This is a genomic window from Paenibacillus polysaccharolyticus, from assembly GCF_023714295.1.
Classification (GTDB): domain Bacteria; phylum Bacillota; class Bacilli; order Paenibacillales; family Paenibacillaceae; genus Paenibacillus; species Paenibacillus polysaccharolyticus_A.
Genome location: NZ_JAMAUN010000016.1, coordinates 31,841 through 53,268 on the forward strand (window position 1 = coordinate 31,841; position 21,428 = coordinate 53,268).

Here is a 21,428-nt window from a genome sequence, read left to right on the forward strand (position 1 = left end):
TCCATAGATGTAGCCTGTTTATTATTTTTGACCATACACACTTCGTGCATCGCTCGTTTTATTTTCACAGGATCGGAACCGACGAATTACAGCCCTTTTACCGTGTCCAGCGCCTCTTCAATGTGCCCTTTTACACGCACCTTCGTCCATTGCTTGATCAGCTTGCCCTCTTCATCCAGCAGGAAAGTGGAACGCACAATGCCCATGTACTCCTTGCCGTACATCTTCTTCAGCTGCCACGCACCAAACTGCTCGGCAACCGTGTGTTCCTCATCCGATAACAGGATGAAAGGCAATCCGTATTTGGCAATAAACTTATCATGTTGCTTCATCGGATCAGTGCTGATCCCCAGGATGACCGTATTCAGCCCCTGAAACTCCTCGTGTCGGTCCCGAAAATCACAGGCTTGCTGCGTACAGGACGAAGTCATGTCTTTCGGATAAAAGTAAATCAGAACCCGCTTGCCGCGAAAATCAGAAAGCTTCACAGACTCACCCGTACTCGATGGCAGTTCAAAATCCGGAACCTGTACACCTTCTGTTAAATTCATTTTCTTGTCCTCCTTGGAATTCAAGTTATATGATGGAATTGACGTTACGTTATAAATCATCCTGTAAGCAGGTCATGACCCCGCTCCCCGATACCGCTTCACACCGAAGTTCCACAAGGTAAGCCCAATCGTTGCAAACACCATCCCCATGACTGGAGTGAGCAAAGCCATCCGATGCATCTCTGCTCGATCAAGGAACAGCGCTGCCGGATAGATGCCAACAAAGGCAAACGGGATGATCCAGGTGAGCAGCACCTGAATGGCTCTGTTATAGATCGTTACCGGATAACGTCCATATCCTTGAATATTGTACATTAGCGGCAAAATACCTGTCGGCGCATCGGAGTAAAAGGATAGTGATGTCAATGTCGTATAGATGCCCGCATAGATTAGGACTGAACTTAGTGCCAATATCATCAATGCAGGGATGTGCCACCATTCCAGGACAAGCCCCATCTCTGCACCACTGATGGTCATAATGATTAACCCGATGAACGACCCTACAAGGGAGGGCGGGTCCACATTTTCAAGCAGAATCTGAAAGAGGTTGTGTGCCGGTCTTGTCAGAATGCGATCCATCTCACCTTTGACAATGTAACGCTCGCTGAACCCCCACAGGTTGATAAAACAACTAAAGATGCCGTATGGCACCATAAAGTACCCGTACACAAACAATACTTCTGCCTCACTCCAGCCGCCGAGATTGTCCGTATGTCGGAATACGACAAAGATAAAGATCAGATTGGTCGCCTGAAACAGCAGATCCGAGATGATTTCGACCCAGAAATCGGCGCGGTAGGTGAGACGTGTCTTCATGTAATTTTTTAGATATTCCCAGATTAAACCCATATAGTACATTCGCTTATCCCCCTTGCACGAACAGACGCTTGCGAGCCTGCCGCCAGATCAGCACCATGGGTATGAGAAGCAGGACAAACCAGAGCACCTGAATCCCGAGTACATTCCAGATGCCTGTGCCTTCCACCCTGCCAGTGAAAACCGAGCCGGGCAGATACGTGATTGCCTGAAACGGCAATACCTTCATAATTGTGGACAACCAGTCCGGGTACAAACTGATTGGAATGATCAGACCCGAAAAAAGATCGACTACGACACGTTTCATACGCATCATACCTTCGTTATTTTCCACAAAAAACGCCGCCAGTCCCGTAATTACATTAATCTGGGAATTAATGATGAAACTCAAGAACAGCATAACGAGAAAACCGATCCATGCCGAAGGCGCTGTTGGAAGCTCCACCGGGAACAGCAGGATGGCAATAATCATGCCCGGAATCATGAGCAACAAGAAGCGGAAAATACCTTCGCCAAGCCCCTGCATCATTTTGACCATCACATAGTTAATTGGCCTTATAAACTGAATCGCAATGGAGCCATCCCGAATGTCGGCGGCAATCTCCCGATCCAGATTGTTAAAGTAAAAAGCACGCGCCATCCAAGAAACGGCAACATACGTTGTCATCTGTGCTGCCGTAAAACCGCCAATCTCTCCGCTGCCTCCGTAAATAGCTTGCCACGTAAAGTAATACACGCCAATATTCAGCGTATATATCAAAATGCCGGAATAATAATTAACCCGATACGCAAGCATCGTCAGAAAACGAATGCGCATGAAATCGATAAATGCACTATTCATTTTAGGATACACCTACCGCTTCATTTCCTGCGGACACGATCTCTGGACGCTCGGCGGAACCAGACTGGTAGATGCTGCGCACAATCTCATCCGTGTTCGTCTCAATGATCTGAATATCGGTGATATCTGCCTGTCCCACCACACGTGCCAGCACATCCGAAACGTTCAGTTCCAGCGGAATCCACACGGACGCCGACAAGTCATTCTCCACGGTCCACCGCACAGGCATCGCCGCCGTCCATTCCTGCATCTGAGTCATCGTGTGACCTGTACCAAACTTGAACCGAACCTCACGCTCCGTGCCCCACTGAGACTTGAGGTGATCCAAACCTCCATCATAGATGATACTTCCTGCATCTAGCATAATGACTCGCGAACATAAGGCTTCGATATCCTGCAAGTCATGTGTCGTAAGCAGGATGGTTGTACCATGTTGCTCATTCATGTCTTTCAGGAACTCTCGGATTTCCGACTTCACCACGATATCCAGACCTATGGTCGGCTCATCCAGGAACACAATGCCTGGATTGTGCAGTAAGGCCGCCACCAGTTCACAGCGCATCCGCTGACCGAGACTGAGCTTGCGTACCGGACGACTCAGCAACTCCTGCAATTGCAGACGCTCGACCAGCTCGTCCAGCCGTTTACGGAAGTCCTGCTCTCCTACCCGGTATACTTTGCGCAGAAGATGAAAAGATTCAATTACACCGATGTCCCACCATAGCTGACTACGCTGCCCAAACACCACACCAATATTTTTAACAAACTTCTCCCGTTCCTGATACGGAACATACCCACCTACCGATAAATGCCCGGATGTAGGCACCAAAATGCCGGTCAGCATCTTAATCGTTGTTGATTTGCCGGCGCCGTTCTCTCCGATATATCCGCAGATTTCACCTTGCGGTATCTGAAATGAAATATCATTCACAGCCAATACTTCCTGGTATTGACGTTTGAACAGATCCTGAAACGCGCCCTTCAGCCCACCGCGGCTTTTCTGGACATTAAACGACTTTCGCAAATCTTTGACATCAATCGCCAGCATGTTTATACCTCACTTGGATTTTGTTGAAATTGCTTGTAGCCCAAAAAGAAATTATAATAGTAACAGTCAAAATTCAGCAAGCTTTAAAAAAATAGTCTGAAGTGGCCTCCTCTGCCTTGAAGTTTGGAGGGAAGGCGAACGGAAAGCTTCGACTTATACGCTAATTAACGCAACTTTACATGTACTGAAATCGTTTATTTTTTATCTCAAATACAAAGGAGCGCTAGCATGACCAGAAAGACGAAGAGGACCCTATGGATCTCTCTTGCCGCCTTCGTGTTAATTGTTGGAGGGGCAGCGGCCTACTATTTCGGTTCTATTCTTAATCAGTTGGACGGATTGCAGAAGAAAGGCGAGGATTCGCCATTTGCCAATATTGAGAACGTAGAGAAAGTGAAGACACCTGACCCTCCAAAATGGGAAGGTACCGAAACCGTGAACATATTGGTTATGGGTGTTGATGCCCGCGGTCTGAAGAAGGGTGAAGTCCCCCGTTCCGACAGCATGATGGTGGTATCACTTGACCCGCTGACCAAAAAAATCAACCTCTTCTCGATCCTGCGTGATACTTACGTGACCATCGACGGATATGGTAAAGACCGGATTAACACAGCGATTACCCATGGCCCTAACGTAGCCATGGAAGCCGCGAGCGACTTGCTCGGCATCCCTGTTCAATATTATGTGTATACCGATTTCCAAGGATTCATCAAACTGGTCGATGCGGTTGGCGGTGTAGACTTCGATGTCGAGAAGGACATGCATTATGTGAGTAAAGCCGACAACAACGAGTACGATATTGATCTGAAAAAAGGATACCAGCATCTCGACGGCAAAACAGCCTTGATGTATGTTCGTTTCCGTCATGATGCGATGTCTGACTTCGCACGTTCGGAACGTCAGCGGGAGCTGCTCAAAGCTGTGACGGCCAAAATGCAGTCGACAACAACGATTGCCAAGTTACCTTCCATCCTGGAAGAAGTTAGCCCATTTGTGGATACCAACCTTACGCTCTCCGACATGTGGAAGCTGGGCGGACTTGGTTACCAAAGCAGCATGAATGGCAGTGAGCAGGTTCCACCAATGAACTTGTTGAAAGAAGAACGCACCCCTGGCGGTGCACAAGTCTTGACGGTCACCAGTGAAGAAAAATTGAAACAACATGTTCAAGACATCATTCACCCGCCAGCCAAGACGGAAGACGAAAAAAACAAAGAAGACAAGACGGCCAGCGGTAATGAGAAGAATACACAGCAACCCGCAGAGTAAATGACCAGTAATACACTCTGAGCTAACTTGGTAATACGATAACGATGATCTCATTCAATCTCAGAAGGGCAGCCTATATGCTGCCCTTTCGCTATGCCTGTACGCCAAAGTATGCGAAAATAATCATATCATGCCATTGTTTTGCTGGTTTAAACTAATGGAATTACGAAAGGAAGTTATCTCATGAATACACGTACGAACTCAGAGTTGTTATATACAGAAGCGCTGGAACATATTGTAGGCGGCGTAAACAGCCCTTCTCGCTCATTCAAAGCGGTGGGCGGCGGGGCACCCGTTTTTATGAAAAAAGCGCAAGGCGCTCACTTCTGGGATGTTGACAACAACAAGTATATCGATTATCTCGCGGCATACGGACCGATTGTGACTGGACATGCCCACCCTCATATTACCAAAGCCATAACGGAAGCGGCTGCAAACGGTGTCCTATACGGTACGCCAACGGAGCTCGAGATCAAGCTTGCCAAAATGCTCAAGGAAGCGATCCCGTCCATGGACAAGGTTCGCTTCGTGAACTCCGGTACGGAGGCCGTGATGACGACGATTCGCGTAGCTCGCGCATATACGAAACGGAATAAAATCGTAAAATTTGCCGGATGTTATCATGGTCACTCCGATCTCGTACTGGTCGCTGCAGGCTCAGGCCCATCTACGCTAGGCATTCCCGACAGTGCAGGTATTCCGACAAGCATTGCTCATGAAGTCATTACCGTTCCATATAACGACCTGAATGGTCTGAAGGAAGCGCTCGAACGTTGGGGTGACGATGTAGCGGCGGTTATGGTAGAGCCGATTGTCGGTAACTTCGGTATGGTTATGCCAGAACCAGGCTTCCTGGAAGGCCTCTGTGCAATGACACGCGCGAACGGTTCACTCGTTATTTATGACGAGGTTATTACCGCCTTCCGTTTCCACTACGGTTCCACTCAGACATATGCCGGATTGGACAATCATGCGGAGATTGAACCTGACCTCACTGCACTTGGGAAAATCATTGGCGGCGGCTTGCCGATCGGTGCCTACGGCGGACGTAAACATGTCATGGAGCAGGTTGCTCCACTCGGCCCGGCGTATCAGGCCGGAACAATGGCTGGCAATCCCGCCTCCATCTCGGCGGGTATCGCTTGTCTGGAAGTGTTGCAAGGTGCTGGCGTATATGAAGAGATGGAACGTCTCGCCATCAATCTTACCGCTGGCTTGCAGGCTTCCGCGGACCGTCACGGCATTGATCTGACGATCAACCGCATTCGTGGTGCGTTCTCCACGCATTTCTGCAATCATCCGGTGACCAACTATGACCACGCACAAGACACGGACGGCGAACGCTTCGCGTCCCTCTTCCGCCACATGTTAAACCGTGGCATCAATCTGGCTCCTTCGAAGTATGAAGCTTGGTTTCTGACCACCGCTCATACGGACGAAGACATTGCTGTAACGCTTGAAGCGGCTGAAGCTTCTTTTAAAGCAATGGCACAGGAGTAAGAGTTGGAGCCGGCGGCAACATCATTTAAAATTCAAGATAGACCAGCCCATTAAAGGCTGGTCTATCTTCATGTTGTGGATCTAACCTGCAACTTCAGAATCTCCTCCCGAATGATCTGCATCCCCTCTGCAATACGTTGTTTCGGAACATTAGAGATGTTCAGTCGCAACATCTTATCGATATCGGTACGGTACGTCCCTTCGGGATAATATCGTTCTGTTGTATCGGCAATAATTCCGCGGTTCTGTAAACGGGACAGTAAGGTGCGGATAGGTATATTCCCTGGCAAAGGGAGAACCGTATGTTCCCCGCCGGTTCGTGGCGCAGCACGAAACGGTTCGAAATCGGAATAAGCTGCCAACTGTTCATGCACAACTTCCATTCGCGCGGCATAACGGCTACGAATGATTTTGCCATGGTGGGCAAACATTCCGCTATGGATGTACACTTCCAGCGCAGCTTGAGACAGCAGTGAGGTGTCGATATCCAGCATTCTTTTCATTGAACCGAAAGAAGCAATTAAGGCCACAGGCAAAATGGCTACACCCATACGAAGCCCGGGGAACAGAATCTTGGAATAACTTTTCAGATAAATAACCCGGTCATGCGTATCATAAGCCCACAAAGGATCCTGTCTAGCACTGTCCTCCAAATCGGCTAGATAATCATCTTCGACCAGATAAACTTCATATCGCTCGGCAAGCCGAAGAAGTCTCTTCTTTTCCGCCGCCCCCATGGAAGTTCCGATGGGATTGTGGAACCGCGGGATCACATAGAAAAACTTGACATCCCCCTCCGCAAACTGGCGTTCAAGCGAATCCCAGTCCAGTCCTTCCTCGAACGTTCTTCGTACACCTGCAATCGGCACGTTCAAGCTCTGCAGCAAGGTAGGCATATTGTGATAAGTAGGCAGTTCGACCATGACTTTGGTTTTTCCACCGGGAAAAGGCATCAAGGCCAGCGCCGCAAGCGCCTGCTGCACACCCGATGTGATGAAAAACTGTTCCGCTCGCGCAAATACCTGATAATCCGCAAACTGTTTCTGTAATAGCTCAATCAGCGAGGGCAATCCTTGCGGGGTGCCGTATAAAAAAAGCTCGTCTTGCTTCTGTTTCATCGCCACTTCCACGCAATGCCGGAAATCGGCATAAGGAAATACCCTTGGGTCAGGAGCCGCCGACGCAAAATCTAGCGGCTCCTGCCAATCCATATCCTGTATACCTAAGCCGTTCTGAACGGCATAATAACCGGATTGGGGTACGGCATACACCAAATGTCGCTGTTCCAACCATTCATATGCACGAATCGCTGTGCTCACACTGCATTGAAATTGTTCCGCCACACGGCGAACCGCTGGCAACCTTATTCCTTTGTCATCCCACTGGCGGCTCCCCTGCTGAACCATTTGCTCCTGTATCCACTGTTGCAATGCATGAGCGATTACCTCGTATTTTTTCACCCCATCCACCCCTCCTCCACAAAACTGTACCGGTACAATCACTTGTTTTCTGTATTGTAGCACAGCGGAAGTAGAAGTATATTAAATAAGGCTCATATGTTCCATCACTTGATAGGTAATCAGTAAGTCTAGTTCATATCGCATTACTGGAGGAAAAAGGAATGAATACTACACGTAACCGAACCTATGCTTATATTGCATCTGTTGTTTATGCTGCGATTATCGGATTATCTTTTTTATTCGTGAAAATGACCGTCACCATTGCTCATCCCTTAGATGTGCTTGCACACCGTTTCGCTCTGTCACTTATTGTGGTCAGCATTCCTGTGCTGTTCGGCTGGATTAAAATTAATCTCCGTTTAGCTGACCTCTGGCGAATCATTCCGCTAGGACTGCTCTCGCCTGTGCTCTTCTTTGCCTTTCAAGCCTTCGGACTGGTAACCTCTAATTCTTCGGAAGCGGGAATAATTCAGGCGATGGTGCCTGTGTTTACCCTTGTTCTGGCCTCGGTCTTTTTGAAGGAACGTACGTCTATTGTGCAAAAAATGTCTCTGCTCCTTTCTGTCGCTGGCGTCATCTTTATCTTTGCCATGAAAGGTAGCGGCATGTCGATGAGTAATATGCAAGGCATTGTGCTACTGGTTCTATCAGCCGTCAGTTTTGCAGGATATGGGGTACTGGCTAGACCACTTACTCGGCAATATAAACCGTTGGAACTGACCTGGGTGACCTTAATGGTAGGGTGTGTTGTGTTTAATGCGATTGCACTAATACGTCATGCATTTACAGGCTCGATGGCTGATTACGTTCAGCCTCTGGGAGATATTTCCTACTTGGGCGCACTTGCGTATCTGGCTATCTTATCTACCATGGTATCCACCCTCCTGTCCAGCTACGCCCTGACTCATCTGGAGGCTTCACGTGTCAGTGTGTTTAGTAATCTGTCTACACTCATCTCGATCGCTGGGGGTGCTCTGATTCTACATGAACCTGTCCGGAGTTATCACTATGTAGGTGCAATCCTGATCATTATCGGTGTACTTGGCACCAACATGAGCGGCCGCAAACGTATGTTGGTCAGTCATGCTAAAGCATGATATCCGTCAAGCCAGAAATACCGCAAAAGGTACGATGATTAACGTACCTGAGGCGATGATCCTGTATGAAGCTTTCCAAACACGTTAACACTGCTGAGGATACTCTACTCTGAAAAGGAGTTCCTCCGCATGAAGCGTACACAACCTTCGTTCTTGCAAGCCATGATGTTAATCATGTTATCTGTAGGCCTCATCAGCCATGTATTAATTATTCCCGCCCTTCTGAGTGCGGCCAAAAGGGACTCATGGATCTCAGTTTTGCTATCTACCGGCCCACTCGTGATCTTTGTACTGATGCTGGCCTACGTGTCACGCTTTCTACAACATCAGACTCTACATGATTGGCTGTCTTCCCATCTTGGTAAACCCGTAGGTTTTCTGTTGCGGGTGGGAAACAGTCTCTTTTTTCTATGCGTCATCTACTTTACGTTACGTGATACCACGACTTGGGCCAAAACGAACTATCTGACCGAAACACCTGTGATCGCAACAACAATCGCACTTATGGCTTTGTGCGGATATGCTGCCTATAAGGGTATGCGTTCGCTCGCCTTCACAGCAGGACTGATTCTGCCATTAGTTGTGTTGCTCGGCTTCTACGTCGCCATTGTCAATTCCCAGTATAAAGATTACAACCGTCTTCTGCCTGTGCTGGAGCATGGATGGTCACCTGTATTTCATGGCATGATTTACAGTCTTGCAGGCATGTTTGAACTGCTTTTCCTCTGGTACATTCAGCCTCATCTCGCCAAACGTATCAAGCTATGGCAGTATCTAATGCTTGCATTGATCATGGTTGGTTTAACGACAGGTCCGCTCATTGGAGCGATCGTAGAATTTGACCCTTATGAAGCAGCCAAAATGAGATACCCTGCTTTTGAAGAATGGCGCATTGCCTCCCTGGGCAAATATATTGCGCAGACCGATTTCTTTTCCATCTATCAGTGGCTCGCAGGTTCTTTCACCCGGATTAGTCTGGCCATGTATATTGTGGTAGAAATATGGAATATTAAGAGCACTTCCAGAAGAATGGTTACTTGTGCGTCTTTGGCTATATTTTTTATTCTATCCATGCTGTACCCTCTGGATGATATTACTTTCACGAAGATTCTGGTTGATTACATCTTTCCATATAATCTCGTGTATCTGAGCGGATTTGCGGTTCTGGCAACAATCGTTGCCTTCATCCATTCACGCCAGCAGAGGAGGAAACAACGCCATGGAGAAGGAGAAACACCCGATTGACACAACATCCTACGAGAACCTGCTTGCCTCCCTGAGAAAAAACTTTGAATCCTGTGCGGATGTGGTTATCCAGACGTTTTCTGCCCAAGATGAGACTGTTCGTTCTGTCATTCTGCTCTATTGCGACGGGCTGGTGGACAGTAAACAAATCAATCAGTTCATCATTCCACGGTTAGAAAAACATACATTGATTATGGAAGAGGCTGTACCCAAGGAGCTTGGGCTAACCCTGAAACCCATAGATGACATTACCGATCTCCAAAACATAAACATGCTCCTGTTTAGCGGGCAGCTTGTACTTATTTTTGAAAATGGTGTACAGGCTTGCAGTCTGGATATTGCCAATATTCCGGGACGCACACCAGAAGAGTCTGCCATCGAGACGTCCGTAAAAGGACCGCGCGATGGTTTCACCGAAGAACTATCCACCAACATCGCCCTGGTTCGCAAACGGTTAAAAACGTCATCCATGTGTTATGAGAAAATCATAAAAGGAGATCGCACACAGACAACGATCGGTCTCTTATACGTTAGAGATATTATTAACCCCGAAATTCTAGAGACTGCCCGTAGCAATCTGAATCAGATTAACGTCGACGGAATCATGGGCACGTCCATCATGGAACGCGCGGTCATGGGAGGCGTGCGAAGCATCTTTCCGCTCACGGATAATTCCGAACGTCCAGATTATGTCGCGGACTCCTTAATCAACGGGCGTTTTGCTGTGCTCACGGATGGGTCACCTGTAGCCGTCATCGCACCGACAACACTGTTCAATCAGTTAAAATCACCTGAAGACGAGAGCACTCCCTTTTTCATCGTGACCTTTGAACGGATATTACGAATTGCCGGGCTGCTCATTGCCTGTTTTTTTCCGGCCTTCTACATCGGTCTGACCAGCTTTAATCTGGAGCAGATTCCACTGCCCCTGCTCGCAACGATTGCAGGGACGCGGATGGGATTGCCCATGCCGGTTACACTTGAAGCTTTCCTCATGATCTTTATGTTTGAACTGTTCAATGAGGCTGGAAGAAGGCTACCCCGTGCATTGGGACAGACCGTCAGTGTGGTTGGTGGCTTAATTATCGGGGATGCAGCCATTCGTGCCGGAATTACATCTCCCACAATAATTGTCACGGTAGCGATCTCCGTCATCTCCAGCTACATTCTGGTGAATACGGTTCTGGGGGGAGCCACATCCCAGGTTCGCATCGGAATGTTAATTGCTTCTTCGATCTTGGGGTTATTCGGATTTATGGTTGCTCTGTTTGCCTTGTTAGTTCATCTCGTATCTCTGGAGTGTTACGGCGTATCCTACCTTTCCCCTGTATCACCTTACATCCCAGGAGATTTCACACAGGCCGTATCGATGCCACCTTCCATGACACGCACCAAACGCCCAGCTGTATTACGCACACAGGATTCTACCCGCCATAAGGACAAACCTTGATGAGATGGACTTGCGTAAGTAGCATCGTTGCAGTTTGTGTCATGCTGCTGACAGGATGCTGGGATTCCAAGGAAGTGCAAAGCATTAACTTTATTACAGCCATTGGCATCGATTATGCGGATAATCAATATACGACGTACGCCCAGTTAATCGATTTTTCCAGCATTGCAAAGCAGGAAGGGCCGACACCAAGAGAAGGTAGTCAAATCTGGATTGGAAAAGGCACCGGCACAACGTTAAGTATGGCAATCAACAATCTGTATGAGACATCGCAGCAGCAAACGTTGTGGACTCACGTGAAAGCAATTGTGCTATCCAAAAATGCATTGGAAGGGCGACTGGAGGATGTTTTTAACACGTTACTTCATTCCGGACAACTGCGATATACACCATGGATCTATGCGACAGAACAAGATCTGTCCACTTTGCTCTCTCCCTCCGCGATCCTGAACCAGTCGGCTCAAACGATTGAGTTGTTCGAACCGATGAGACTGTACAGGCAGCATTCCGGGTATGAGCCCATTCGCCTGCATCAGTTACTTGATAGTCTGAGAGAACCTTCATCTGTGGTGTTACTGCCTTCCGTTTCCACTAAAAATCAGACGTGGCATAACGGCGAAGAGACCCCGCCGCTGATTCGAATGGATGGATTTTACGTCGTGAGCAATGGAAAAAGTCAGGGGAAAGTCTCTGGTGCCGAAGCAGACGGCGCCCGTTACGTAAATTATGACCATGTGTACCAATATCCGCTGTACGTCTATGGGAAGCATGGCGGTACTCCTGACCTTACTTTGACTCTTCACAAACCCAAAACGCGTATAAAGGCGAAAAAAAGTGCTAGCGGTATCACCTTTGATCTGTTCACTTCGGTGAAAGGTACGATTGCTGAGGATCATGGCTCTTTTCGTTCTCCCCGTGTAATGGAGCAAGAGGCAGGCAAGCAGATGGAAGCTCAAATTCGGATCACATTTGCCACAACCAAAGCGCGCAAAGTAGATTCATTCGGTCTTGTAGAGCAACTCTACCGGCATCATCCCGATTGGTGGAGAGCTGAGGTTGCCCAGCGGGCAGAACCCCTTGCTCGTATTCACCTCGGCAAAGTTGAGGTCGACGTGAAGATTCTGAATGCCAGTACGTATAAATATGGGGAGTAAACCGAAGAGCAAAGACCTGTAATCCGGCATCAAACCAGATGCAGATTACAGGTCTTTCTGTGCTTGGTCAGTGCTTGTTAGCTTGGCAAGATGATTAAGGCACAGTACAATATTCATTTATTTTTTGTTGGCTCACTTCGTTTATGCCAAAGGGTACGCCATGACACTCATTAAGGCCAGTTCCGGCTGGGTTGTATCCAGGCGGCTGTACTGAATGATGACGGGTACATTACTTGAAACCGTGATCGCATATGGTACACCGGAAGGGATAGTTTCATCCCCGGCACGTAGCGATGCGGTACGGATATGTTTTGTTCTTCTAGCCGGGACTTCCGCTTGCATATGTTCCAGCGGATCGCGGTCTTCAAAGTAAATTGTAATCTCCAGCGTTGCATCCTCATCTCCCGTGTTTAACACACAGATGCTCTCATGACTCTCCAGTGCACCTGAGCTATCCGGCGGGATGTACCCATCCGGGATAACCCAGTACGTATGACCGTGGGAAGAGGATTTCGGAAGGCTTGATTGATCTGGCATGATTCTCCTCCTTTCGCTCATTGCGAAGATGGTGCTAGTTAAAACCTATTACGTGGCTCGCGGGCGGACGCTCGGTGGGCGGATCGGGCTTTGGGCCGCTGTTGGTCCGGGATTTCTTCTATTCCCCTCCAAGGGGGAAATCCCGTGCCAAACGCGGGCGCTTTGCTCCCTTTTCCCGATTCCGCCCTCCTCGCTGCCTCGCTCACCCTCCACTGCTTTTAAAGAGCATGGCCTTCGCTTTGCTGGGCCACTTTTTGCGCTCGTTGCTTCGCTCTACTCGCTTATAATATATAAGCAATTGTATAGCTCGCGTTTCAACGCAAATACATTTCCAATGGTTGCAAATGCATCTCGCGGATAGCTTCAGCCACCTGCTCTGCCAAGCGGCTTGCGCCTCGCTCCTGAAAATGTGTATTATCTTCCATCCCTGTTGGGAAGTTGATATATTCGCCAGGCAACACCCACATAAAATCATCCTTGGTTCCTTCTTCACCCGCCTGCTCAAACATCAGGCGGCTGCGTTCGGCCAGATCGATTAGCGGCACTTCTTCATCTGCCGCAAGTTCACGTACGGCAGTGATATAATCGCCGTGTGTATCGGTCAATATGCCATCTTCCGCAAAGTATCGGCGATGCACTGGTGTGATCAGCACCGGACGCGCCTCAGCCTCGCGTGCGGCATCAATATATTTTTTCAAATACTGCTTATAAGTGGTAAAAGGATCTGTCCCCCGTTCCGGGTCAGGCTTCTCGTCGTTATGTCCAAATTGAATGAACAAAAAGTCATCCGGTTTTATTCGCTTCATGATCGCATCCAAGCGGCCTTCATGAATAAAACTACGGGAACTCCGCCCTGACTGTGCATGGTTATCCACGGCAACATCATGTTTGAACTGTGCAGGCAGTAGTTGTCCCCAGCCGCAATACGGGTATCCGCTCTCTGGCTGATCTGTTACCGTTGAATCGCCCGCGAGAAACACGGTCATCGTTTGATTGGCCAGCGTTATTTCCATTGCATTGATCCGAGGTGCAGGTCCCGAGAAGGTTAGACGCAGCTTTCCCCCGCGAACAACAACGGCAAACCGCATTTCTGCGCATTGCCCAGCCACCGTGCGAATCGTGGGTAACATCAGCCGGCCTTCTCCTGCTTTGACACGCGTGATTGTATCCGCAAGCGGATCTCCGGCAATCAATAACACCTGATACGTCCCGTCGGGCACATCGACGACAAACGATGCCTTAAGCGGGATGCAAAAGCTGGAACGCAAGCGGGCAGACATTGTTGCCTGCCCTTGCGATGGATAACCCCCATTTGAAGAAGGCGCCCCATCTTCCTGCTCTTCAACCCGTTGCTTTTCATACACCAGTGAACCGGATTCAAATCCGAATCCTTGGCTCTCATCGTATATCGTTGTTGACGAAACAGCCAAATAGCCATCTGCTTTTTCCAGAATTGCATTTGGGCCAAAGCTAAACTTCCAGGAGGTCACACTCTGTTCATCCGCTTGTTCGTCCGCAGAGTCCACCACATGATATCCCCCGCGTAATCCTTCGTTACCCTGTACTTCCTGCAATTTGTGTCCTCCTTGCAATGTATATGCTGTTTGTTGCGGAACAGGCTACCTTACCTATTTCGTGCGCGTCCTCACCCAATAGCTGCTCGCCTCGTTACCCCTTCAAACCACTCGTACTCATGCCTTGCACAATCTGCTTCTGGAAGATGAAAAATACAGCCACAACCGGCACCAGACTGACTATCGACATCGCGAACATCGCACCCCAGTTGGAGGCAGATTCACTATCGAGGAACATTTTGAGTGCCATGGATACGGTATACTTGTCAGGCGAGTTCAAATACAGTACCGGTCCGAGCAAGTCCTCCCATCTCCAGTAAAAGGAGAAGATTGCCGCTGTCGCCAGCGAAGACTTGATCAGGGGCATGATGATCTGGATATACAGCCTGAACTTGTTACAGCCATCAATCGTTGCGGCTTCATCCAGCTCTTTCGGAATCGTGCGAATAAACTGCACCATCAGGAAGATGAAAAACGGCATCCCGAAGAAAGTAGGCACCACAATCGGCAGAATCGTGTTCAGCCAGCCCAGCTTGGTAAAGATAATATACTGCGGAACCAATACGACGTCATGCGGCAACATCAGCGTAAGCATCATCAGCGAGAACCAGAAGGTACGTCCTTTGAAATTCAGTCTGGCAAAGCCAAACGCAATCAGGGACGACGACAGCACTGCCCCAATGGTAGAGATCACCACAATGATCAGTGAATTGGTGATGTAATCCATAAATGGCCGTCCGGCTGTTCCTTTCCAGCCATCCACATAGTTGGACCAGATCCATTCGGTCGGAAACAGGCTTTCTGCCGTTACAAAGATCGTGCGACTCTCCTTGAAAGAACTGAATAACATCCACAGCACCGGGTAGAGCATCAGGAGGGCAAGTGCGGCAACGAACAGGTGATAGATTGGCCATTTTACATTTCTCCACACCATGATTACTTCCCTCCTTCAGATTCATAAAATACCCAGAACTTGGATGTCAGGAACACAGCCGCTGTAAGCACACCAATCATGATCAACATCACCCAAGCCATGGCAGAAGCATAACCCATGTTGTTAAACATAAACGCCTGACGGAACAGATATAACGAGTACAGCATCGTACCATCCATCGGGCCGCCCTCCCCTTTGGAGATGATGTACGCAGGCACGAAGGTCATAAATGCACCGATTGTCTGCATGATCAGATTGAACAGCACGATTGGACTGAGCAATGGCAACGTAATGCTGAAAAACTTCCGAATGGGATTCGCACCATCCACTCCTGCGGCCTCATACATCTCGGGAGATATATTTTTGAGTCCTGCCAGAAAGATCAGCATCGATGAACCGAACTGCCACACGGACAGGGAAATCAGCATAACAAGCGCCGCATCCGGGTCACCGAACCAACTGATTGGCCCAATGCCGATGGCGGTCATCGCACTGTTAATGACACCTTCGTTACTGAACAGGTTACGCCACATAATGGATACGGCCACGCTACCGCCGATGATGGAAGGCAGATAGTACAATGTACGATACGTTCCCACCATTCGAGAGCCCGTGTTCAGAATCATTGCGACAAAGAGGGCAAAAATCAGCCTTAACGGCACCCCGATAAATACATATAAAAACGTAACCTTAACCGAATTCCAGTATTTCGGATCATCAAAAAACATCTTGGTATAGTTGTCCATCCCGATCCATTTGGGAGAGGTGAACAGGTTATAACTCGTGAACGACATGTAGAGAGAAACAAACATCGGGATGAGCGTAAATCCAAGAAAACCAATAATAAATGGGCTGATAAAAGCATATCCCGTCAAGTTTCTGCGCAACGAAGAATACTGCCTCAAGTGGAACGTACCTCCTTCATGGATCAGCTTGCTACCGTCTTCATGTTGCAGACAGGACGGGGAAAGGCCCTCGCCTTCAGCGAGCAGCCCGGTTCCCGTCCATCCCTGCAAGCGGGACGAGCAAGCCATCATTCAATTGTTATTTGTTGTTGGCAAGCACGGATTCTGCATTTTTGCGGAAGGTCTGTGCTGCCTGTTCGGCTGTAATTTTGCCAAAGTTCAGCTCTTCCACTACATCCGCCAAGGAGGAGATTACCTCAGGTGATCCAACCGGTGGTGGTGGGCTCATTGGAGAAGCTTTCGGCTCCATCGATGCCACGAATTCAAATACCTGTTTCGTTGCATCGCTCAGTTCGGGAGCAATAGCCTCTTTGATTTTTCCGGAGATCGGCACACCGCGCTCCCCTTTGATCAGTTTGTTCGCTTCTTCGTCATTCACCCAGAAGTTAATGAACTTCGCTGCTTCTTCCTTCACCTTGGAGTTGGACGTTACACCCCAGTACATACTTGGTTGCATATAAAGTCCTTTTTCCATATCCGGTCCCGGCATTGGTGCAAAGGCAAGCGGACGGTTAGCTACCTGTTGCAGAGCGACAAACTGGTTCGACCATTGCCATACTCCGATGCCTTTTTCTTTCACCAGATCCGACTCTTCAATGATGCCTTTCGTCTGGTTAGCTACATCCGGTGATGGCGCTGCCTTCTGCTCGATCATGCGTTGCATTAATCCGAAGAACTCTACGAACAGAGCATCGTCATCATATCCAAGCCCGGTTCCTTCCGGGTTGTAGAGCGATTTGCCTTTGGTACGCAGGAAATAGTGGAAGAAGATATCCGGAGCTACGCCGCCATCCAGATACAGTCCCTTCTCTGCTGCTTGTTTACCAAGCGCTTCGTAAGATTCCCATGTCAGATTCTCAGGCATGGCATCTACGCCAGCTTTCTTGAGCAACGCAGGATCATATTGGAACCCTAGTACGTTAACCCCGGCAGGTACACCATATTGCTTGCCGTTAATTACACCTGTGCTGATGACATTCTCGGCCACATCATCCACCTTGATCTGATTGCCCAGATACGGTGCGAGATCTTCAAGCTGACCGTTCTGTGCATATTGGCTGATATAGGAAATATCCATCTGAATAATGTCAGGCAGCTGGTTGGCTGCGGCTTGCGGGGCGAGCTTTTTCCAGTAGTCGTCAAAAGAAGCATATTCCACATCAATTTTGACGTTTGGATTTTTCGTTTTATATAGGTCGATGACCTTCTGTGTATATTCATGCCGTGTATCCGAGCCCCACCATGCGATACGAAGATTTACCGAATCACCCTTGCTCCCGGACCCCTGTTCGCTGCCTCCACCTGAGCTACACGCTGCTGTAAACACAAGTAACGCAGCCATCATCAGGAATATTGCCTTTTTCACCATGCCAATCTCCCCTTTTTATGCTGATATGGTATTGTGAACGGGTTATCACCATCTTGTTAACGATATACTGATAACGCTTTCACAAACTTGATATTGTCATTTTCGCAAAAGTACGATCCAAGTTGAATACACAAAACCGTCTTGTTGGTTCAAAAAACAGAGGAGGACATCCCTGACGCTCCAAGCGCCGGTTATCCTCCTCTTGAGATACGGTATGACCTCACATTATCATAGCTTTGCCATTTCTAATCCCCTGTTAGATGCCGAATCTGCGGTATTCCGTAGGCGTCATGCCGGTCCATTTTTTGAATACCTGACTGAAATATTGCGAGTTGCCTCCAAAACCGAACAGTTCTGCCAGCTCAAACACCTTCACATCCCCGCCCCTGCGGATATGTTCACACGCCCGTTCGATGCGCAGCCGATTAACGTAATTGGAGAAATTTTCACCGGTGACTTTTTTGAAAATTTTGCCGAGATAGTCGGGGTTCATATATAACATCTGATTTGCTACTCCGCTCAAGGATAGGTTAGCCTCACCATAGTGACGGTCTACGATGTCCATCATTTTCTCCACCGCCGATGATTGCCGGCTGATGAAGTTTTTATAATAACCAGCGGTTAAACGGGCAGCACTCTCTGCCACAAACGTATTCAAATCAGCTAGCGTATCCATATGCGTCAGTTCTGCCATCCGCTGCGTGAAATCGGTTGCCTCCTCAGGCGGGCAGACTTGAATCATGGCAGAGTATAACTGCACAACATAAGCACGTGTCACCTCAATATCCAGCTTCTGGTCTGCCAGTTGCTCGAACAGACGATGTACCTCGGCCGCAGCCTCCTCCGTATTCCCCGATTTAATTAACTGGCACAGTTGCTCGGCATCCTGCTCCACATTCACACCGTCACACTCCCCTGCCAGCACCACGTCATTCTTGGTTATAAGTTTGCCCTCTCCAATGAAAAAGCGATGATTCAAGTACTGCATCACCTCGCGGAACAACCGCCGGGACTGGGTCATATGATCCGCTTCGCTGAGCGCAGCCGTTAGCTCTAATCTGTACAGACGCGTAAATGTCTCGCGAACCGCTTCAATCCGCTCCTTTAGTATATGTACATCCTCTGGTTCAGCCAGCACAATCAATAGCTTGCCTTCAATCGTTGTGCTTAACAGAATCTCAGGCAGCAGGTCAGAAGCTATATTTTTTATCGCAAATAAATGGCTGTAATCATGCTCATCCACAATCCGAAGCAACAGTAAACGGACTCTATTTTGTTGAAGCTCCAGATTGAATAAATCCTGGTAATACGCCAAATCCACGGGCCCATACGTACGATTGGTCATGAACTCCAGCAGAAACTGTTCCTTCACATGGGGAAGCACTCGCTGCAGACGCTGCTTGATCTCTCCTGCCACATGTTCTTTAACCTGCGCATCCTGGCGCTCTTGTAACAACTCAACCAAGGCATCATGAATCTGACTCTCGTTGCAAGGTTTGAGCAGATAATGCTTTACCCCATATTGCATCGCCTTGCGAGCATACTCAAACTCCTTGTAGCCGGATAACATGATGAAACGTACGGCGGGATAAGCTTCGGAAGCCTTCTCGATTAGACCCAGACCATCCAGACCCGGCATCGAAATGTCCGTAATGATGATATCGGGTTTGGCGCTTTCGATTTTACCCAGTGCTTCCACTCCATTTCTGGCCGTATCCACAAGTTCTGTCCCTGCAGCCTCCCAGTCAACCACCTGAGAAATCCCCTCCAATATGACACGTTCATCATCTACGAGCATTACTTTGTACATCGTCATCGTCCTCTCTGATCCAAGGTATGCTGATCGATACTACAGTTCCTGATCCAGGCTTGCTGCTTATGCTCATGGTACCTTCATCACCAAAGGTCAGCCTAAGACGTTCCTGAATATTGGTAAGCCCTATGCCCTGCCTTCTGGTCTGAATCTGTCCTTCTTGCAAACGTTCCATGAATTCGGAGGTCATACCCGGCCCGTTATCCTCGACTTCAATCCGAATATGCTCCCCTTCTGCTCTGCCACGAATTCGAATCTGGCAAGGTTCGATGCTTGGTTCAAGCGCATAGTGAATGGCATTCTCTACAAGCGGCTGTAATGTCAACTTGGGAATTCGAGCTGTTCCGACCTCAGGTGCAATATCCATGTCAAAATCAAGTCTTTCCTCAAACCGGGTACGCTGAATAGTCACGTAACTGCGCACGATATCCAGCTCCCGTTCCAGCGTAATCCACTTCTCGGACATATTGACCGAACTGCGCAGAAGGAATCCAAGCGCTTCGACCATCTCGGAGATTTGATGCTGTTTCTGCACTTTGGCAAGCCAGTTAATAGATTCGAGCGTATTGTATAAAAAGTGTGGGTTAATCTGCGCTTGAAGCGCTTTCAATTCTGTTTCACGAATGACGAGCTGCTTCGCATAATTCTCATCTATTAGCTCTCGAATCCGTTGTAACATCATTTTAAACGTTCGATGTAGAAGTCCGACTTCATTTTGCGGAGATACGGGAATGTTGCCCAGGGCTGCCTCCTCCAGTTTATCCAGATCCCCTTTTTCAATATTACGCATTTTTTTGATTAATCGCGCAATCGGATGGGTGATACTGCGAGAGAATTTAGCTCCAATCACAAGAGCCACCAGAAAGATCATAATAAAAATGACCATGACTAACTGTTTGACAAATTGAATCTGTTTGAACATCTGATCAAATGGCGTGGTATATAAATAATTCCAGCTGGTATAGGATGAATGGGCTCTTGCAACAAAATATTTACCCTGCTCCAACGTAGCAATTCCGTAAGGTTGAGTCCGCTTCATTTCTTCCGCAATTTCGGATTTGCTTACGGTGGATTCGGTTGGGTAGATGACTTCCGTCCCATCAACGATCAGCAACTGCGAGTCCTCCGCTGGTTCCTGCATCTGATCCTGGACGATCCGATCCAGCCGCACACGGATAATGAGGGTTCCCAGTTTATCCAGCGTAAATGCTCCGCCTGTAAAAGACTTCACCTGTCTAACCGATAGTAGCCTCGCCTGTTGATCCCCACTTGCCAGCCAGACGTTGGAACCTGAATATTGCTCACCGAGCGAAATCAATTCCTGTTGCTTCGCTTCTGAGATGCCTTCCCGATTACCTGCCGCCATGACATTGTTATCGTTGTCGATAAAGATCATGGAGTACACATATTTCTCGGAACCAGCGTAGGCAACGAGTCGGTTTGTAATCTTTTTACGAAGACTATTCCGCTCATATCCGGTCTCCGCCTTCTCCAGTTGCAATAGATACTGTTGCAGTGGCTCATCCGACATTACTTTGAAGGACAGATTGGATAACTCGCGTAGCTTGTTCTCGATACCAACCGAAGACATATTCAGCACCTGTGAAGACTTCTCATAGATCTGGCGGTCATAAATATTTAACACGTACTGCATGACAGATACGTAGAAAGCAAAGCTGATCAGCATTAAAAATCCAATCAGCAACATCGTTTTGTGGTGAATGGGTAGTGTGGTGAAAGCGTTTTTAAATTTACTCACTCGGGAGCGCTCCTTTGCTTGGCGAAGGGTTGCTGGATTAGAGGGA

The 21,428-nt window shown here is 48.3% G+C and carries 18 protein-coding genes; 6 read left to right on the plus strand and 12 right to left on the minus strand.

Annotated features, from left to right (window positions below; translation table 11 throughout):
- Window positions 1–86: 86 nt before the first annotated feature.
- From bcp to M3629_RS26080, 4 genes are all read right to left on the minus strand, one after another.
- Complete coding sequence (bcp, locus tag M3629_RS26065) at window positions 87–551, minus strand: thioredoxin-dependent thiol peroxidase (RefSeq protein ID WP_251511512.1); 465 nt, start codon at window positions 549–551, stop codon at window positions 87–89.
- A 72-nt stretch (window positions 552–623) separates the two neighbouring features.
- Window positions 624–1,409, minus strand: a complete 786-nt coding sequence (locus tag M3629_RS26070; RefSeq protein ID WP_251511513.1) for an ABC transporter permease — start codon at window positions 1,407–1,409, stop codon at window positions 624–626.
- A 4-nt stretch (window positions 1,410–1,413) separates the two neighbouring features.
- Window positions 1,414–2,208: an ABC transporter permease gene (locus M3629_RS26075; RefSeq protein WP_251511514.1), complete on the minus strand. Its 795-nt coding sequence runs from the start codon at window positions 2,206–2,208 to the stop codon at window positions 1,414–1,416.
- A gap of 1 nt (window position 2,209) precedes the next feature.
- Window positions 2,210–3,256, minus strand: a complete 1,047-nt coding sequence (locus M3629_RS26080) for an ABC transporter ATP-binding protein (protein WP_251511515.1) — start codon at window positions 3,254–3,256, stop codon at window positions 2,210–2,212.
- A 228-nt stretch (window positions 3,257–3,484) separates the two neighbouring features.
- On the opposite strand from M3629_RS26080, the gene M3629_RS26085 reads away from it, so the two are divergent.
- Window positions 3,485–4,525 carry an LCP family protein gene (locus M3629_RS26085; protein ID WP_251511516.1) on the plus strand — a complete coding sequence of 347 codons (1,041 nt, stop codon included), beginning with the start codon at window positions 3,485–3,487 and terminating at the stop codon, window positions 4,523–4,525.
- Between the two features lie 183 nt (window positions 4,526–4,708).
- Window positions 4,709–6,025, plus strand: a complete 1,317-nt coding sequence (locus M3629_RS26090; RefSeq protein ID WP_251511518.1) for a glutamate-1-semialdehyde 2,1-aminomutase — start codon at window positions 4,709–4,711, stop codon at window positions 6,023–6,025.
- A gap of 68 nt (window positions 6,026–6,093) precedes the next feature.
- Here M3629_RS26090 and M3629_RS26095 read toward each other — a convergent pair whose 3' ends face one another.
- Entirely contained in the window at window positions 6,094–7,485 is a 1,392-nt protein-coding gene (locus tag M3629_RS26095) for a PLP-dependent aminotransferase family protein (RefSeq protein ID WP_251511521.1), read from the minus strand.
- A gap of 161 nt (window positions 7,486–7,646) precedes the next feature.
- Between M3629_RS26095 and M3629_RS26100 the strand changes: the two genes are divergently transcribed.
- The 4 genes from M3629_RS26100 (at window position 7,647) to M3629_RS26115 (ending at window position 12,431) form a co-directional block, all read left to right on the plus strand.
- Window positions 7,647–8,582: a DMT family transporter gene (locus M3629_RS26100; RefSeq protein ID WP_251511523.1), complete on the plus strand. Its 936-nt coding sequence runs from the start codon at window positions 7,647–7,649 to the stop codon at window positions 8,580–8,582.
- A 129-nt stretch (window positions 8,583–8,711) separates the two neighbouring features.
- A complete protein-coding gene (locus tag M3629_RS26105; protein ID WP_251511524.1) occupies window positions 8,712–9,827 on the plus strand; it encodes a GerAB/ArcD/ProY family transporter in 1,116 nt (371 codons plus the stop codon).
- Window positions 9,802–11,277 carry a spore germination protein gene (locus tag M3629_RS26110; RefSeq protein WP_251511541.1) on the plus strand — a complete coding sequence of 492 codons (1,476 nt, stop codon included), beginning with the start codon at window positions 9,802–9,804 and terminating at the stop codon, window positions 11,275–11,277. The genes M3629_RS26105 and M3629_RS26110 overlap by 26 nt, the downstream gene beginning before the upstream one ends.
- Window positions 11,277–12,431, plus strand: a complete 1,155-nt coding sequence (locus M3629_RS26115) for a Ger(x)C family spore germination protein (RefSeq protein WP_251511553.1) — start codon at window positions 11,277–11,279, stop codon at window positions 12,429–12,431. The genes M3629_RS26110 and M3629_RS26115 overlap by 1 nt, the downstream gene beginning before the upstream one ends.
- A 141-nt stretch (window positions 12,432–12,572) precedes the next feature.
- On the opposite strand, the gene M3629_RS26120 is transcribed toward M3629_RS26115, so the two are convergent.
- The 7 genes from M3629_RS26120 to M3629_RS26150 form a co-directional block, all read right to left on the minus strand.
- On the minus strand, window positions 12,573–12,968 hold the full coding sequence (locus tag M3629_RS26120; protein ID WP_251511556.1) for a sensory rhodopsin transducer: 396 nt from the start codon (window positions 12,966–12,968) through the stop codon (window positions 12,573–12,575).
- A gap of 314 nt (window positions 12,969–13,282) precedes the next feature.
- The gene (locus M3629_RS26125) at window positions 13,283–14,458 is read right to left on the minus strand and encodes a rhamnogalacturonan acetylesterase (RefSeq protein WP_353056781.1); all 1,176 of its coding nucleotides are present in this window, start codon (window positions 14,456–14,458) and stop codon (window positions 13,283–13,285) included.
- 178 nt (window positions 14,459–14,636) lie between these two features.
- Window positions 14,637–15,476 (minus strand): carbohydrate ABC transporter permease, encoded by an 840-nt coding sequence (locus M3629_RS26130; RefSeq protein WP_090924547.1) that lies wholly within the window; start codon window positions 15,474–15,476, stop codon window positions 14,637–14,639.
- A gap of 2 nt (window positions 15,477–15,478) precedes the next feature.
- A complete protein-coding gene (locus M3629_RS26135) occupies window positions 15,479–16,381 on the minus strand; it encodes a carbohydrate ABC transporter permease (RefSeq protein ID WP_251511726.1) in 903 nt (300 codons plus the stop codon).
- Between the two features lie 139 nt (window positions 16,382–16,520).
- Window positions 16,521–17,810 carry an ABC transporter substrate-binding protein gene (locus M3629_RS26140; protein WP_251511558.1) on the minus strand — a complete coding sequence of 430 codons (1,290 nt, stop codon included), beginning with the start codon at window positions 17,808–17,810 and terminating at the stop codon, window positions 16,521–16,523.
- Window positions 17,811–18,066: 256 nt separating this feature from the next.
- Window positions 18,067–19,620 carry a response regulator transcription factor gene (locus tag M3629_RS26145; protein ID WP_251511561.1) on the minus strand — a complete coding sequence of 518 codons (1,554 nt, stop codon included), beginning with the start codon at window positions 19,618–19,620 and terminating at the stop codon, window positions 18,067–18,069.
- Complete coding sequence (locus M3629_RS26150) at window positions 19,595–21,382, minus strand: sensor histidine kinase (RefSeq protein ID WP_251511564.1); 1,788 nt, start codon at window positions 21,380–21,382, stop codon at window positions 19,595–19,597. Before M3629_RS26150 ends, M3629_RS26145 begins: the two co-directional genes overlap by 26 nt.
- Window positions 21,383–21,428 lie beyond the last annotated feature (46 nt).

Bases quoted from the DNA above. Each gene is read 5' to 3' on its own strand.
- bcp (WP_251511512.1), bottom strand. From the start codon at position 551: ATGAATTTAACAGAAGGTGTACAGGTTCCGGATTTTGAACTGCCATCG.
- M3629_RS26070 (WP_251511513.1), bottom strand. From the start codon at position 1,409: ATGTACTATATGGGTTTAATCTGGGAATATCTAAAAAATTACATGAAG.
- M3629_RS26075 (WP_251511514.1), bottom strand. From the start codon at position 2,208: ATGAATAGTGCATTTATCGATTTCATGCGCATTCGTTTTCTGACGATG.
- M3629_RS26080 (WP_251511515.1), bottom strand. From the start codon at position 3,256: ATGCTGGCGATTGATGTCAAAGATTTGCGAAAGTCGTTTAATGTCCAG.
- M3629_RS26085 (WP_251511516.1), top strand. From the start codon at position 3,485: ATGACCAGAAAGACGAAGAGGACCCTATGGATCTCTCTTGCCGCCTTC.
- M3629_RS26090 (WP_251511518.1), top strand. From the start codon at position 4,709: ATGAATACACGTACGAACTCAGAGTTGTTATATACAGAAGCGCTGGAA.
- M3629_RS26100 (WP_251511523.1), top strand. From the start codon at position 7,647: ATGAATACTACACGTAACCGAACCTATGCTTATATTGCATCTGTTGTT.
- M3629_RS26105 (WP_251511524.1), top strand. From the start codon at position 8,712: ATGAAGCGTACACAACCTTCGTTCTTGCAAGCCATGATGTTAATCATG.
- M3629_RS26110 (WP_251511541.1), top strand. From the start codon at position 9,802: ATGGAGAAGGAGAAACACCCGATTGACACAACATCCTACGAGAACCTG.
- M3629_RS26115 (WP_251511553.1), top strand. From the start codon at position 11,277: ATGAGATGGACTTGCGTAAGTAGCATCGTTGCAGTTTGTGTCATGCTG.
- M3629_RS26120 (WP_251511556.1), bottom strand. From the start codon at position 12,968: ATGCCAGATCAATCAAGCCTTCCGAAATCCTCTTCCCACGGTCATACG.
- M3629_RS26130 (WP_090924547.1), bottom strand. From the start codon at position 15,476: ATGGTGTGGAGAAATGTAAAATGGCCAATCTATCACCTGTTCGTTGCC.
- M3629_RS26140 (WP_251511558.1), bottom strand. From the start codon at position 17,810: ATGGTGAAAAAGGCAATATTCCTGATGATGGCTGCGTTACTTGTGTTT.
- M3629_RS26145 (WP_251511561.1), bottom strand. From the start codon at position 19,620: ATGTACAAAGTAATGCTCGTAGATGATGAACGTGTCATATTGGAGGGG.